Consider the following 13617-nt stretch of genomic DNA (forward strand, 5'->3'; position numbering starts at 1 on the left):
TGAGATTGTTCGTGGTGTTAACGAAGTAAGATACCGAATGAGAGAGTTTTGAACTTTGGTCCATATCCGTTACGCATTAAGTCGCATGGACTATACTTCACATAGAAGTCAGGACCGCCATTAATGTTGACAGAACACATAAAGTCAATGGTCACAGGCTTCACGCGAATACCACTGTTTTCGTCTTCTATCTTATGTTCATTGAGGTTATAACGAGTCTTCAAACTGCTATATGTGTTGAGATTTATAACTGGTCCAAGAGTGAAACCAAAGTATTTCCCATCATACTGATAGGTAATTGGGAAGTTAACACTAAAGACCTTAATGCGTGAGAACTTAGGACTACTATTTGTGGGATAGCTGGTAAGTGACACTGCGTTGTTATCTTTTACAAATCGTTGATTGCCCGTAATGCGATAGTTGCGCCAGTCAACACCTACTCCTACAGAAAATTTATGATTGCTACGCCATGGCTTATATACCCAATCAGCAATAATCCACCATATCTCCCATGACTTGAAAGGTTGTATATCTGCAGCATGAGGAATCCCAGGCGCACTGTTGAAACCGAAAGCTAATCGAGTAGCAAACTCTAGTGTGCGGCTGCTATCCTTAGGTTTATTAAACCCTGCAATAGAGAAATCCCATGATTTCTCATTGATTGACGAAGTGCTCACGTAGTTGCTATCCACCAATTGAATGGTGTTCACGTATCGGTAAGTGGGATTATTCTTACTCCCCAGCACCTCGATATGTTGTAGAGAATCGTTTGTGATAATCTTTACTTGTCGTGCTTCTTCAATCGTTAGTGTGTCATTGATACTTACGGATGCGAGAGCTGATGAGCTGTATGCTAGCAACATGCTAAGTAAGATAGTTTTCATAAGCTTTGATATTATTGTATTAATTTTTTAAGTTCTGTTATACTTGAAACCTTTCCTTCCATATAAACTAATGTGATGGTAAGTGTGCGCCCTCTTTGTTGTGTTAAATAACAGAGGTATTTGTGTAATGCTCCTTGCGCAGGTAAGGCGAGAATGAGAGTGAAGGTTCCCTTCTTCATAGTTTGTTCTGCTCCAATAGCATTCTTATGGTCTCGTTCAACCAGTTCGAATACTGTTGCACGTTGCTGTTCAGAAGCTTTGAAGCGAATGCTATGATAGTAATCAAGTTTATACTTACTGATAGCTCTTCCTTTTGCTCTCACATCAATTAAATCACCATGAGGCACTATCTTCCCTTGAAAGAGAGGAGTAACATTCAGACCTTGCTGTGCATGAATGCAAAGTGAGGTAAACATCAGTAGTAATATCAAGTATAATCGTTGTTTCATAACGTTTACTTTATTAGTTTCTATTTATTGATGAAAGATGTCGTGCAACTGATCATCTATGTCGGTAGCATCTTCTTGTTGCAAGTCTTGTAGCGTTCCAATAATCTCTTTTGTTACCTGTTGTGGATCAGTGATGTGTTTGCCATAGATGTATGCTTCGCAGTAATCTTGCCGTTGAGCATACCATACCATACTTCCAACTGCCAATAAAATGATTATTGAAGCAGCTATACCTATCAGTTTCCTATGAAGGAGGATAAACGTTGCTTGTTTCTTCTGATGCACTTCCTTCTGTTTGGATTCCATGAGTGTACTTATCGAACAAAACATTTCTTTCAGAGGAAGTAGATCTGCTGTCACTTTCTCGTATCTAAAATAATCGTAGAGTCGTCTTTCCTCGTCAAGTGAAGTCTCCCCTTCCATGAAGCGACTTACCAGTTGTTTTATATCTTCGTATTTGTTCATTCCCATTCAGTTTTTAGAAATTGATCCTTAATAGCATGGCGAGCGCGGCTTAGAGCTTTCCTTACCGCAGTTTCCTTACTGCCCGTGAGTTTGGCAATATCGTTAATCTCCATTCCCTCCATGTGCCGCAGTCGCATGATAGTTTGCTGCATTGTAGGTAATGTGTCAATGAGAGCAATTACCTTTTCGTATCGTTCGTCGGCTTTTTCCTCCTCATTAGGAATGGTTTCATTCACTTCAGTTGTGTAGTGATGTCGGCGAAGAATGTCAATGCAATGGTTCTTCAACAGTACCGAAGCGAGAGGAGACATCGGGAGATGTAGCGTGTCAATTAGTTGCCAAAGCTTCAGTAGTACGTCTTGCACAGCATCTTCTGCCTCATCATTGTCCTTTAGATAGTTACGGGCAATGGCGAGCATCTGTGGTCGTACCAGCTTCACCTCTTCTTTGTACTCGTTGATGGTCATGACTTCTTTTCGTCTTTGCTTATAATACGTAATAAGTAGGTTTTTGTGACATCAAAGGTTCAACTTTTTTCTCATTCTTACAAGTAAAGCATAAAGAAATTATTTGAGCTATATATATGATAAGGTGTGTTTCCTCTTTACGTCTATCTTTACAGTATGGCTTTCAACTTGTGTCTAGCTTTCAAGTAGACTTACAAAAAAGACAGTCTGCTTATTCTGCTAATATAACAAAAAGTTGTCTAGTTAAATTGGAAGAGTTCATCAGAAAGTTAATGTGTCATATTATACAGGTGTGTATAAAGAGTTCTACACGTTTGTATAACAAATTATACAAACGTGTATAATCATTGTCCCCAAGTATCTGATGATAATTATCAAAACGATAGTGAAAACGATAATTATATGAAATAAAGATGGAAAAATTACGTTATAAGAACAATAATGCGTAATTTTGTATTCGATATTCATTAGGCAAGATTATATATATGGCACAACTATCAGATCGTCTGAATCGACTAGCACCATCAGCAACGTTGGCAATGTCACAGCGTAGTAATGAGATGATGGCACAGGGTATTAACGTTATTAATATGAGTGTTGGTGAACCCGATTTTATGACTCCAGATCATGTGAAAGAGGCTGGTAAGAAAGCTATAGATGATAATTTTTCAAAGTATTCACCTATTCCTGGTTATCTCTCTTTGCGTAAGGCGATAGCAAATAAGCTCAAACGTGAAAATAACCTCAACTATTCTGCATCTGAAGTAATTGTTGGTACGGGTGGAAAACAAGGCGTTTGTAATACAATCTTAGCTCTTGTTAATCCTGGTGATGAAGTTATTATTCCTGCTCCTTATTGGGTAAGTTATCCACAGATGGTAAAGTTGGCGGGTGGAGAACCTGTCATTGTTCCTGCAGGGATAGAGCAAGATTTCAAGGTAACAGCTGATCAGTTGAAAGCTGCTATTACATCGAAAACGAAACTCATCATACTATGTTCCCCAAGTAACCCCACTGGTAGTGTTTATACAAAGGAAGAATTGGAGGCGTTGGCAAAGATAGTTTTAGAACATAATGACCTCTTTGTTCTCTCGGATGAGATATATGAACACATTAATTATATAGGTTGTCATGCAAGTATTGCCGCCTGTGAAGGGATGAAGGAACGCACGATTATTTGTAATGGTGTTAGCAAAGCGTATGCCATGACGGGCTGGAGGCTCGGGTGGGTAGCTGCTCCTGAGTGGATAATCAAAGGTTTGAATAAATTGCAAGGTCAGTATACTTCTGGTACAAGCAGTGTTAGTCAGATGGCAGCTCTAGCAGCTTATGAAGGTGATCAAGGATGTGTAGAAGATTTCCGCGAGGCTTTTCAGCGTCGTCGTGATTTAATAGTTTCTCTGGCAAAGGAGGTTTCAGGATTAGAGGTAAACGTTCCAGAAGGGGCTTTCTATTTATTTCCTAAGTGCTCAAGTTACTTTGGTAAGACTGACGGAAAGCATGTAATTAATAATTCAACGGATTTTGCTTTGTATCTTCTCGAAGAAGGTCATGTCGCAACAGTAGCTGGTGATGCATTTGGTTCGCCTGATTACTTTCGAATGAGTTATGCGACCAGTGACGACAATATCATTGAAGCTCTTTCACGCATAAAGGAGGTCTTGTTGAAACTGAAATAGTAATTGATTAAATCGTAAGAAAGCAAGGTTAGAAACTATATAACTATAATTGTTAAATGTTATTAATCGTAGTTTTAGTTCCTCATTAATTGTTATCTTTGCGGAAATAAGATGATGCTGTGACACGTATCTAATGGCATTGTCTCACACAAACAATTAAAAATCAGAAAGATATTAACAATTTAATTCATTAATAACTAAAAATTAAAATTTCATCAAATTATGGCAACTACACAACAAAAAGCAGCCCCAAAGAAGAAATCTGAGGGCTTCACAGGAGTTAGAGGTGCATTCTGGGTTATCGTCGTTTGCGCTATCGTTGCATTCACATTGTTCTTTACTTGGTTCGGTAATGATATGCACTTCCAAGATGGAGCAGCACGTGAAAACCCAGCAGACGTTTGGGGTACTATCTTTAAGGGTGGTGTCGTCGTTCCTGTAATCCACACTCTCTTACTCTCAGTACTTGCTATGTCTATTGAGCGTTGGATGGCTTTGAAGACAGCATTTGGTAAGGGTTCTCTTCCAAAGTTCGTAGCAAACATTAAGGCTGCTCTTAATGCTAATGATCTTGCAAAGGCTAATCAGCTTTGCGATCAGCAGAAGGGTTCTGTTGCAAACGTCGTTAAGGCATCTTTGAATGCTTATAAGGACATGGAAACAGGTGCTAATGCTAATCTTAAGAAGGCACAGAAGGTTGCAAAGATTCAGCAGGCTCATGAGGAAGCAACTCAGCTTGAGATGCCAGTTCTTACAATGAACCTCCCAATCCTCGCAACGATGGTTACACTTGGTACTCTTACTGGTCTTCTCGGTACTGTAACTGGTATGATCAAGTCTTTCTCTGCTTTGTCTGCAGGTGGTGGCGCTGACTCTGCTGCTCTTTCTGCTGGTATTTCTGAGGCGTTGATCAATACTGCATTCGGTATTGGTACATCATGGTGTGCAGTAGTTTCTTACAACTTCTTCTCTAATAAGGTTGATAAGTTGACTTATGCCCTCGACGAGGTTGGTTATTCTATCGCTCAGACATACGAAGCAAACCACACAGACGAGGCTTAATTTTTGCTAACCCTTTAAATATTTATCACTATGGGTAAAGTAAAAATTAAGAAGAGCGACGTTTGGATTGATATGACGCCTATGTCAGACGTTATGACCCTGTTGCTTACCTTCTTTATGTTGACTTCTACATTCGTTAAGAATGAGCCAGTGAAGGTAAATACTCCAGGTTCTGTGTCTGAGATGAAGGTGCCAGAGAACGGCGTCCTAACCATTCTCGTTAGTCCTCAAAAAGGACCTAATGGAACACCAACTGGCGAAGGTCAGGTGTTTATGAGCTACGATAATACAAATGAGCTTGGTCAGATTATAGACCAGATGGCACCAGATTTGACTCCTAAAATGAAGAAAACATTCATGGCAGAGTCTACATTTGGTACTCCACTTGATAAGTTGGCTGCATATCTTTCTAAGCCTGCAGCTGAGCGTAGCAAAGAACTCCCGAAGATGGGAATCCCTCTCGATAGTATCCAGGGACAGGAGATGACAGAATTTCAGCAGTGGGTTAACGCAGCCCGCCAGGTGAATCCCAAAGTTAGACTTGCTATCAAGTCTGATGGAAACTCTCCTTATGGAACGGTTAAGAAGGTAATGAGCGAACTCCAAGATATGGATGAGAGCCATTACTACATGATCACACAGTTGGACGCTAAAAAGGCTGCTCAGGCAGCTGGTAAGTAAAAGGAGGTCTAAGACATGGATATGATGGAAACAGGAAAAAGCGGAGGCGGTAAGCAGAAGAAGATGACTGTACGCGTAGACTTTACGCCTATGGTGGATATGCTTATGTTGCTTATAACCTTCTTCATGCTTTGTACCTCACTTAGCAAGCCTTCAACTATGGAGTTGACTATGCCAAGTAATGATAAGATTCAGGATGATACCAAGAAGAATGAGGCCAAAGAGTCACACTCTATTACGATTTACATTGCCGATGGGGACAAGATTTTCTATGGTAATGGTAAACCAGAGTATGATAACGCAAATTGGCTGCATGCTGCTGATTGGAGCAATACTTCTAAGGGTATCCGATACGTTCTCCAGCATAAGCAAGTAGGTGATCCTTCAACAGGTGAGGCTATTTCACTCCCATATCAAGATATGGAGATTGCTGTGAAAGAATTGGATCGTAAGAAAGCTGAGAACCCAGCTGCTTATCCAGATAGTGTTTATCAGTCTGAGATTGCTCAAATAAAGGGTGGTATGATTAATGGCAAGAAGGTATCTACAATGACTGTTATTATCAAACCGACTGATAAAGCTTCTTATCGTCATTTGGTTGACATCCTCGATGAAATGCAGATTTCATACATTGGAACTTACGTCATTGACAAGCTGACAGACCAAGACAAGGCTCTCTTAGCCAAGAAGGGTATTAAGGCTTAATCACTGATTCGTAAACAATTAAAGAAAGAAGAACAATGGCAAAAATAGATCTATACGATCCTAAATGGGTCGAGATGGTGTTCGCTGAAAAGAATAAGGAATACGGTGCATATAAGCTTCGTAAGTCTGTTTCGCAGCGTAATATCAAAGCATTAGCTATTCTGCTTATTGCTGCATTCCTCGGTGGTGGTTACTTAGCATACCAGATCAAGAAGCACAATGATGACTTAGAAGCTCAACGTGCATATGCAGCTAAGATGGAATTAGCTGCTCTTGAGGCAGCAAAGAAGGAGCAAGCTGAACGTAAGAAACAGCAGAAGCAGCCAGATCCAAAGAAAATCGAACCTGAAAAGGTTGTTCCTGAGACTCGTGCTACTGTTAAGTTTACAGCCCCTGTCATCAAGGATGATAAGGATGTAAAGGAAGAGATGCCACCTATGGTCAAGATGAATAAGGAGACCAAAGCTGTCGGTGTTGAGACGAAGGAAGGTACGGATAATCGTACTGAAACTGCAGCTCGTACAACCGTAGCTACTCCTGAGCAGATTGTGCCAAAGATTGAGAAACCTGTTGTTGAGGCTCCAAAACCAGAGCCAAAAGAAGAGGTTGAAAACAAGATCTTTACAGTGGCAGAGCAGATGCCTTCATTTAAGGGTAATGTTAACGCATGGTTGAGCTCTCACCTTCAGTACCCTGCAGTTGCTGCAGAGAATGGTATTCAAGGTCGTGTTATCGTTAAGTTCGTTGTAGGACGTGATGGTGGTGTTAGTCAAGCTCAAGTTGTTCGTGGCGTAGACCCATCACTCGATCGTGAAGCTCTTCGTGTTGTGAACAGCATGCCGAAGTGGAATCCAGGTATGAATAACGGTCAAGCTGCAAACGTTTGGTTCACTCTACCTATTACGTTCAAATTGCAGTAAAAGCAAATTATATGAAAAGATCCAGATTCTACATCATAGTAGGATTGATGCTTAGTCTTAGTTTTCTTCTGTCCTCTTGTGGACAGAAGAGAGCTAAAGATGGCAGAACAGATACACCGACGTCAGGGACGATTAAGTTCGCCTCTGACGAAAGTTTTAGTCCTATTATTGAGGAGCTGTTGCAGACGTATCAGTTCCGTTACCCACAAACCCACTTATTGCCTATATATACAGACGATAATACGGGTATGAAACTGATCCTCGATCAGAAGGTTAATCTCTTCTTTACCTCACATGCTTTGACAAAAGGAGAAGATGCTATATTACGAGGGAAAGGTCCTATTCCAGAAGTTTTTCCAATAGGATATGATGGAATTGCTTTCATTGTTAATCGTGCAAATAATGATTCATGTATGACGGTTAATGATGTGAAGAAGATTCTCAGCGGACAGATTGCAAATTGGAAGCAGTTGAATCCTAAGAACAATCAAGGTAATATTGAAGTTGTTTTTGACAATAAGGCTTCAGCTACTTTACATTATGTAGTCGACTCCATTTTAGGTGGAAAAAATATCAAGAGTGCGAACATTGTTGCAGCAAGCAATAGTAAGTCTGTTGTTGATTATGTTCATAAGACTCCCAATGCTATAGGTGTTATTGGTTCCAATTGGTTAAATGATCATCGAGACTCAACCAACACCACATTTAATAAGAATATAACTGTGGTTGGACTCTCAAAGGCGACCATAGCACAGCCAGGCAATAGTTGGCAACCCTATCAGGCTTATCTTTTAGATGGTAGATATCCGTTTGTTCGAACAATTTATGCTATTGTAGCTGATCCTCATAAGGCCTTGCCTTGGGCATTTGCAAACTTTGTGACTAATCCTATTGGTCAAAAGATTATTTTTAAAGCTGGTTTGCTTCCTTACCGTGGTCAGATAAACATCAGAGAAGTCGAAGTTAAGACTCAATAAATGGCTAAATTTTGATAGGAACTAAGCGATTGTTAGAAGTTAGGTGAATAATAAAAATTGCAGTTTGATTAGTTTAATGTTATTATTAGGATGATTATCTTTTATTAGTTGTATAAATGTTATCATCTTTTATAAATGGTTATATTAATTTCTTATAAGCAATTTCACTTAAACCATATCGTTTAACATACATCTTAAGGATAGATTTCATTCGTATTAAACATTTAAAAGAGAGAATTATGAAAACAAAGAAATATTTGGTAGCTGGAGCTTTGATGTTGGTTATGTCATCTCCAGCAATGGCACAGGAGGTTAATTATGCCGAGGCTTTAAAGCCTATTGTTGCTGCTCTTGAAGCAGCACCTAATGATCCAAAGGCTGCTAAGGATCTCATCAAGGAGTATCAGAAGAGTTTCAAAAAGAATGAGGAAGCTATGGTTGCCTTGGGTAATGTTTACCTTTTACAGCACAATTATGATCAGGCTTCAGCGATAGCACAGAGCGTGATTGATAATAAGAAGTTTAATGGCGCTTTGGCTTATATTCTTCGTGGTGATATTGCAGCCTTGAAGGATTCTGTTGGTAATGCAGGTGCAGCAGCAGCAGAATATCAGACTGCAATCAGCCTTGATCCACAGAATGTAACGGCTTACGAGCGTTATGCTAAGGTATATCGTCATGTGAATGCAAAGGTTGCTGTTGCAAAGTTGGAGGAACTTCGTAAAATAAAGCCAGATTATCCTGTTGAAGCTACCGCCGCAGAGATTATGCTTAATGATGGTAAGTATGCAGAGGCTTTGAAATGGTATAATATGGCTAATCCTGCCAACATGTCAGAAGATAACTTCTATAACTATGGTTTTGCTGCTTATATCACCAAAGATTATAGCAAAGCCTTGGATGTAGCAAAGCAAGGTCTAACAAAGTTCCCTGGTAGCGAGTATCTCAGTCGTATTGCTATGATGGCTGCAGTTGAGTTAAAGGACTATCCACAAGCAGTTAACTTCGCAAATGCTGTGTTTGCAGGTAAGGGTAAGAAGGTTTCAAATGATTATGACATATATGCGAAGGCTCTCTGTGGTAATAAGCAGTATGATGAAGCAATTGCAGCTGTTAATAAAGCTCTCGAACTTGATGCTAATAACCTAGAGCCAATGAAGACTCTTGCTGCAATCTATGTAGCTCAGGGCAATGATGATAAGGCTCTTGAAGTACAGCAGGATTATCTTTCAAAGAGTAAGAAAGCAACCAATAATGATTGGGCATCACTTGCCAATACTTATGTAACAAAGGCTGAAGGTATTACAGATCGTGCTGCGAAGAATGCTGTGTTAGCGAAGGCTTTTGATGTATATGAGCAGATGGTAACAAAGTTCCCATCAATCTCTGACTGGGTATGGTTGAATCAAGCAAATGTAGCCCAACTGATGAATGACCCTGATAAAGTGGCTGCTATCTACCAAAAAGTTGCTGCTTTCGAGGAAGCTAAGCCAAATCTTGATGAAGATAGTAAAGCTTATTTAGAGGGTGCTTACTATGGTCTTGGTTTCTACAACTCAAAGAAAGGAAATAAGGCAGCAGCTGACGAGTACTTCCAGAAGGTATTAAAGGTTAATCCAAACAATGAGAATGCAAAGAAGGCTTTAGGTATGTAATATCTGAAACAATCAATATCTATGAGGGCGATAGTCATTATGACTATTGCCCTTTTTCGATTTACTCTCTTTCAGAATAGTCTGTTTTATGTGTGAATCAACTTGTTGGGCAGGGCTTCATATACATTACTTATGTCAGAGTATGAGTTTAAGTATTTTATATAAAACCCCTAATTTAATTTTAATACCATTTGCAATCACTTTTAAAATTTAAATTAATAATCCCTTTATCAGCTGGTTGTAAATAATAAAAGAATGATAGTAGTGAAGGCAAAATTACTTCTTTGCATATTACCTAACTCTTGTTTTTGTATAAGCCTTTGCTGGATTTTGCACTTTACCCAATATTTCTTTTAACCATATCGTTCTATGAAATATTTATTATTTTTACCTTTCTTTTGTGTTAAACATGACTTTTGTAACTTCTTGATAATCAGTACTTATAATTGAAGATAAATTCTCTTATAAGCGAATTTGAATTGTCTTATAAGCGAATTAGAACTTTCTCAGCAGAGAATTGGATAATCTTACTATGTGTACGGAAATATTACCTAGGAATGAACGATTAGTATTCTTTCCTCCTAACGAACATCTAATGTAAGACAGTTGTAGCTATTGTATGAATAGTCTTGCGCTGTTTTCGTTTTTAAAACGCCTATTGCTAATCAAAATGTAAGGGATAATCTATTACCAATCTATCATGATTATTGGTTTTTGCAATGTAATTACAAAAGCCTATCACTATGTATTCTCATTAATTTTGTGTATCTTTGTGCTCGTTAGCAGATATTTACATTAAAAGAGAATAAGCACATTGAAAGCTGAAAGAAAGATTATTCCATGGGCATGGATACCTTCGGTCTATTTTGCGGAAGGGCTCCCTTACATAGCTGTGACCGTTTTATCAATCCAAGTCTATATGCAGTTAGGCTTGTCAGATGCCGAAGTAACATTCTATACTTCATGGCTATATCTTCCCTGGGTCATCAAACCTTTGTGGAGTCCTTTCCTCGATTTGATTAAGACGAAACGTTGGTGGATAGTCGTTATGCAGCTCCTTATTGGCGCTGCCTTTGCTGGAGTTGCCTTCACCGTGAATACATCTTTATGGTTACAAGGCTCTATCTGCTTTTTTTGGTTACTGGCTTTCAGTAGTGCAACACACGATGTTGCAGCTGATGGGTTTTATATGATGGGACTTAATCAGCACGATCAAGCCTTCTTTGTGGGTATTCGTTCAACTTTCTATCGCATATCTATGCTTGCTGGGAAGGGTGGGTTGATAGCCTTAGCAGGCCTTTTACATAAGATGATGGGCATTCAACTTTCATGGGCATTAGTCTTTTATGGTCTTACAGCATTGTTTATTGGTCTTTCTTTGTACCATCGTTTTATTCTTCCAAACCCATCAGAAGATACAGATAAGGTCAGCGTCTCAAAGTCCCAACTCCTTTTAGATTTTGGTCGCACGTTTATTTCCTTCATTCGAAAAGACCAATCGTTAATAACGATAGCCTTTCTTCTTCTCTTTCGCTTGCCAGAAGCCTTAATTACTCCCATCTCTCAGATATTCTTGCAAGCCCCAGTTGCTAAAGGAGGATTAGCATTATCAGAGATAGAATTTGGTGCAGTGAATGGTTTTGTAGGTGTTTTTGGACTTCTATTAGGTGGTATTATTGGCGGAATGATGATTAGTCGTGATGGCTTGAAACGCTGGTTGTGGCCAATGACAGCAGCAATCACTTTACCTAATATTGCTTATGTTTATTTGGCTTACATGCTCCCAGATAGCATTGTTGCCATCAGTATTGCTGTATTTATTGAGAACTTCGGTTATGGCTTTGGCTTTAGTGCCTACATGCTATTCATGATTTATTTCAGTCAAGGTGAGCATAAGACTAGTCATTACGCTTTGTGTACAGGCTTCATGGCGCTTTCCATGATGCTACCAGGACTATTTGCTGGAGCCTTAGCAGAGGCTGTTGGCTATCGTTGGTTCTTTGTTATAGTGATGGTTGTCTGCGTTTTTCCATTCCTTGTAGCCCATCAACTGCGCATCGAAGGGAACTTTGGAAAGAAAGAGTAAGGGGTAATTAAATGTGTTAGCATAAGGCAAATTCTCGAGGAAATACTAAGTCCTATGTTATGTTGTCAATACTTAATTCCTGAAGAATTCGGCTCATGAAAAGGAGTGTTATCCACTCCTATCACTTTTAATAGGCTGTTGGTAGTATAATACTTAAGTAATGTTTTAATATGCCACTAATGCTCTTAAAATCAGCTTTCTATCATCAGTAATTTGGGTTCAAACAATCTTCTGTTTTTGATTTATGTATTTAAACAAAACAAGTAGACGCCCTTCTTGAGATGAGGAGAGCCTCTTTTCACATCAAAGAAACGCTCTTTTCAAATTGAAGAAAGGCTTTCCTCTTTTTTATTTCTTGGTACATTGTTAACGAGATATTGCTTTGTTACACATGAACTCATCCCTTGCTTCTTTATATTTTGGCTATTATTAGAAACTTCTTCTCCTTAGTATAAATCTCATTTGTTGTTCTTTGGGTTTCTATAAGATGGTATCTTTTCTTACTTATGTGCATTGTTTTGAGGGTTACTAATTGATATTAAAGCATACAATCTGGTGTTAAGTTGCTGTTACTTAACTTACTCAATAGAATCTCCATCAATCTTGGAAGTGCATATTCTACAATCTTTTCTATAGGAACCCATATAAAGTCTGCAGGCAGAGTGGGGCGTTCTTGTGGTGCCCAATAATATAGATTTGTAAAAAGAACTTGGTGGGTAAGAACGTGTTTCACGTCTTTACAAACTTCTATAGCATTCTTTTTCCAATCCTTCTCAGTCTGTTTTGTGAGATGACATGCCTGTGGTAGTTCCCAAAGTCCTTGCCATATATCTCCCGCGCCACGCTGATGCAAAGCAATCTCATTATTGTATTGGATGTAAAGATAGGTCAATTTACGCTCTTTTTGTTTAATCGTCTTACTTTTAACAGGTAATAATTGAATACGCTGTTCACGATAAGCAACACAAGATTCGCATAAGGGACAAACTGCGCAATGAGGGGAAGTTGGCGTACACTGAATGGCTCCAAAGTCCATGATGGCTTGGTTATATCTTGCTGAATTCTGTGTTGGCAAGAGTGATTGTGCTAGCTCTTGAAACTCCTTCTTGCCCGATGTCGTGTCAATAGGAGTGTCAATACCTTTAAATCGAGCAAGTACCCGATAAACATTCCCATCCACTACTGCTACCTCTTCATCAAAGGCGAAGGAGGCAATGGCAGCAGCGGTATATTCTCCCACACCCTTTAGTTCCTTTAGTTCTTTGGAAGTTTTAGGAAACCCCTTTCTATCGACCACTTGTTGGGCTGCTTTATGTAGATTTCTTGCACGTGAGTAGTAACCTAATCCTTGCCAAGCCTTTAGGATCTCGTCCTCAGAAGCATTAGCTAAGTCGTAGACAGTAGGCCATTGTTGTATGAAACGATACCAATATGCCATACCCTGTGCTATGCGAGTCTGTTGTAAGATGACCTCACTAAGCCATATTGCATAGGCATCTTTTGTCTCGCGCCATGGTAATGGGCGCTCGTTATTATCGAACCAAAGTAATAGAGATGATGCAAAATTCATGAAGCAAAGGTAGTTAA

General features: G+C 39.2%; 13 protein-coding genes. 8 read left to right on the forward strand and 5 right to left on the reverse strand.

What is annotated here, in order from left to right; all coding sequences use genetic code 11:
• Positions 1-17: 17 nt before the first annotated feature.
• Genes F0475_RS08810 through F0475_RS08825 form a run of 4 tightly spaced genes read right to left on the reverse strand, consistent with a single transcriptional unit; the run spans position 18 to position 2265 of the window.
• Entirely contained in the window at positions 18-884 is an 867-nt protein-coding gene (locus tag F0475_RS08810; RefSeq protein ID WP_234422982.1) for a hypothetical protein, read from the reverse strand.
• A gap of 11 nt (positions 885-895) precedes the next feature.
• Positions 896-1333, reverse strand: a complete 438-nt coding sequence (locus F0475_RS08815; RefSeq protein ID WP_234422983.1) for a DUF6108 family protein — start codon at positions 1331-1333, stop codon at positions 896-898.
• 24 nt (positions 1334-1357) lie between these two features.
• Positions 1358-1798 (reverse strand): hypothetical protein, encoded by a 441-nt coding sequence (locus F0475_RS08820; RefSeq protein WP_155716330.1) that lies wholly within the window; start codon positions 1796-1798, stop codon positions 1358-1360.
• Positions 1795-2265, reverse strand: a complete 471-nt coding sequence (locus F0475_RS08825; protein WP_155716331.1) for an RNA polymerase sigma factor — start codon at positions 2263-2265, stop codon at positions 1795-1797. The genes F0475_RS08820 and F0475_RS08825 overlap by 4 nt, the downstream gene beginning before the upstream one ends.
• Before the next feature lie 485 nt (positions 2266-2750).
• Here F0475_RS08825 and F0475_RS08830 point away from each other — a divergent pair, with 485 nt between their 5' ends.
• The 8 genes from F0475_RS08830 (at position 2751) to F0475_RS08865 (ending at position 12030) form a co-directional block, all read left to right on the forward strand.
• Complete coding sequence (locus F0475_RS08830; protein WP_155716332.1) at positions 2751-3944, forward strand: pyridoxal phosphate-dependent aminotransferase; 1194 nt, start codon at positions 2751-2753, stop codon at positions 3942-3944.
• 222 nt (positions 3945-4166) lie between these two features.
• Positions 4167-5006: a MotA/TolQ/ExbB proton channel family protein gene (locus tag F0475_RS08835; protein WP_009435177.1), complete on the forward strand. Its 840-nt coding sequence runs from the start codon at positions 4167-4169 to the stop codon at positions 5004-5006.
• A 30-nt stretch (positions 5007-5036) separates the two neighbouring features.
• Positions 5037-5687 carry an ExbD/TolR family protein gene (locus F0475_RS08840; RefSeq protein WP_009435212.1) on the forward strand — a complete coding sequence of 217 codons (651 nt, stop codon included), beginning with the start codon at positions 5037-5039 and terminating at the stop codon, positions 5685-5687.
• 15 nt (positions 5688-5702) lie between these two features.
• The gene (locus F0475_RS08845) at positions 5703-6392 is read left to right on the forward strand and encodes an ExbD/TolR family protein (RefSeq protein WP_155716333.1); all 690 of its coding nucleotides are present in this window, start codon (positions 5703-5705) and stop codon (positions 6390-6392) included.
• Positions 6393-6427: 35 nt separating this feature from the next.
• Complete coding sequence (locus tag F0475_RS08850) at positions 6428-7312, forward strand: energy transducer TonB (RefSeq protein ID WP_155716334.1); 885 nt, start codon at positions 6428-6430, stop codon at positions 7310-7312.
• An 11-nt stretch (positions 7313-7323) separates the two neighbouring features.
• Positions 7324-8289: a PstS family phosphate ABC transporter substrate-binding protein gene (locus F0475_RS08855; RefSeq protein WP_009435173.1), complete on the forward strand. Its 966-nt coding sequence runs from the start codon at positions 7324-7326 to the stop codon at positions 8287-8289.
• 239 nt (positions 8290-8528) lie between these two features.
• Entirely contained in the window at positions 8529-9944 is a 1416-nt protein-coding gene (locus F0475_RS08860) for a tetratricopeptide repeat protein (RefSeq protein WP_155716335.1), read from the forward strand.
• 814 nt (positions 9945-10758) lie between these two features.
• Positions 10759-12030 (forward strand): MFS transporter, encoded by a 1272-nt coding sequence (locus F0475_RS08865; RefSeq protein ID WP_155716336.1) that lies wholly within the window; start codon positions 10759-10761, stop codon positions 12028-12030.
• Between the two features lie 538 nt (positions 12031-12568).
• Here the strand turns inward: F0475_RS08865 and mutY are convergent.
• Positions 12569-13600, reverse strand: coding sequence for an A/G-specific adenine glycosylase (gene mutY / locus F0475_RS08870; protein WP_155716337.1), 1032 nt, complete (start codon positions 13598-13600; stop codon positions 12569-12571).
• Between the last annotated feature and the right edge of the window lie 17 nt (positions 13601-13617).

The sequence above is a fragment of the Prevotella vespertina genome, from assembly GCF_009728485.1.
GTDB classification, from domain to species: Bacteria; Bacteroidota; Bacteroidia; order Bacteroidales; family Bacteroidaceae; genus Prevotella; species Prevotella vespertina.

Excerpts from the sequence above, each read along its gene's own strand:
- F0475_RS08810 (WP_234422982.1), bottom strand. The coding sequence starts at position 884 with ATGAAAACTATCTTACTTAGCATGTTGCTAGCATACAGCTCATCAGCT.
- F0475_RS08815 (WP_234422983.1), bottom strand. The coding sequence starts at position 1,333 with ATGAAACAACGATTATACTTGATATTACTACTGATGTTTACCTCACTT.
- F0475_RS08820 (WP_155716330.1), bottom strand. The coding sequence starts at position 1,798 with ATGAACAAATACGAAGATATAAAACAACTGGTAAGTCGCTTCATGGAA.
- F0475_RS08825 (WP_155716331.1), bottom strand. The coding sequence starts at position 2,265 with ATGACCATCAACGAGTACAAAGAAGAGGTGAAGCTGGTACGACCACAG.
- F0475_RS08830 (WP_155716332.1), top strand. The coding sequence starts at position 2,751 with ATGGCACAACTATCAGATCGTCTGAATCGACTAGCACCATCAGCAACG.
- F0475_RS08835 (WP_009435177.1), top strand. The coding sequence starts at position 4,167 with ATGGCAACTACACAACAAAAAGCAGCCCCAAAGAAGAAATCTGAGGGC.
- F0475_RS08840 (WP_009435212.1), top strand. The coding sequence starts at position 5,037 with ATGGGTAAAGTAAAAATTAAGAAGAGCGACGTTTGGATTGATATGACG.
- F0475_RS08845 (WP_155716333.1), top strand. The coding sequence starts at position 5,703 with ATGGATATGATGGAAACAGGAAAAAGCGGAGGCGGTAAGCAGAAGAAG.
- F0475_RS08850 (WP_155716334.1), top strand. The coding sequence starts at position 6,428 with ATGGCAAAAATAGATCTATACGATCCTAAATGGGTCGAGATGGTGTTC.
- F0475_RS08855 (WP_009435173.1), top strand. The coding sequence starts at position 7,324 with ATGAAAAGATCCAGATTCTACATCATAGTAGGATTGATGCTTAGTCTT.
- F0475_RS08860 (WP_155716335.1), top strand. The coding sequence starts at position 8,529 with ATGAAAACAAAGAAATATTTGGTAGCTGGAGCTTTGATGTTGGTTATG.
- mutY (WP_155716337.1), bottom strand. The coding sequence starts at position 13,600 with ATGAATTTTGCATCATCTCTATTACTTTGGTTCGATAATAACGAGCGC.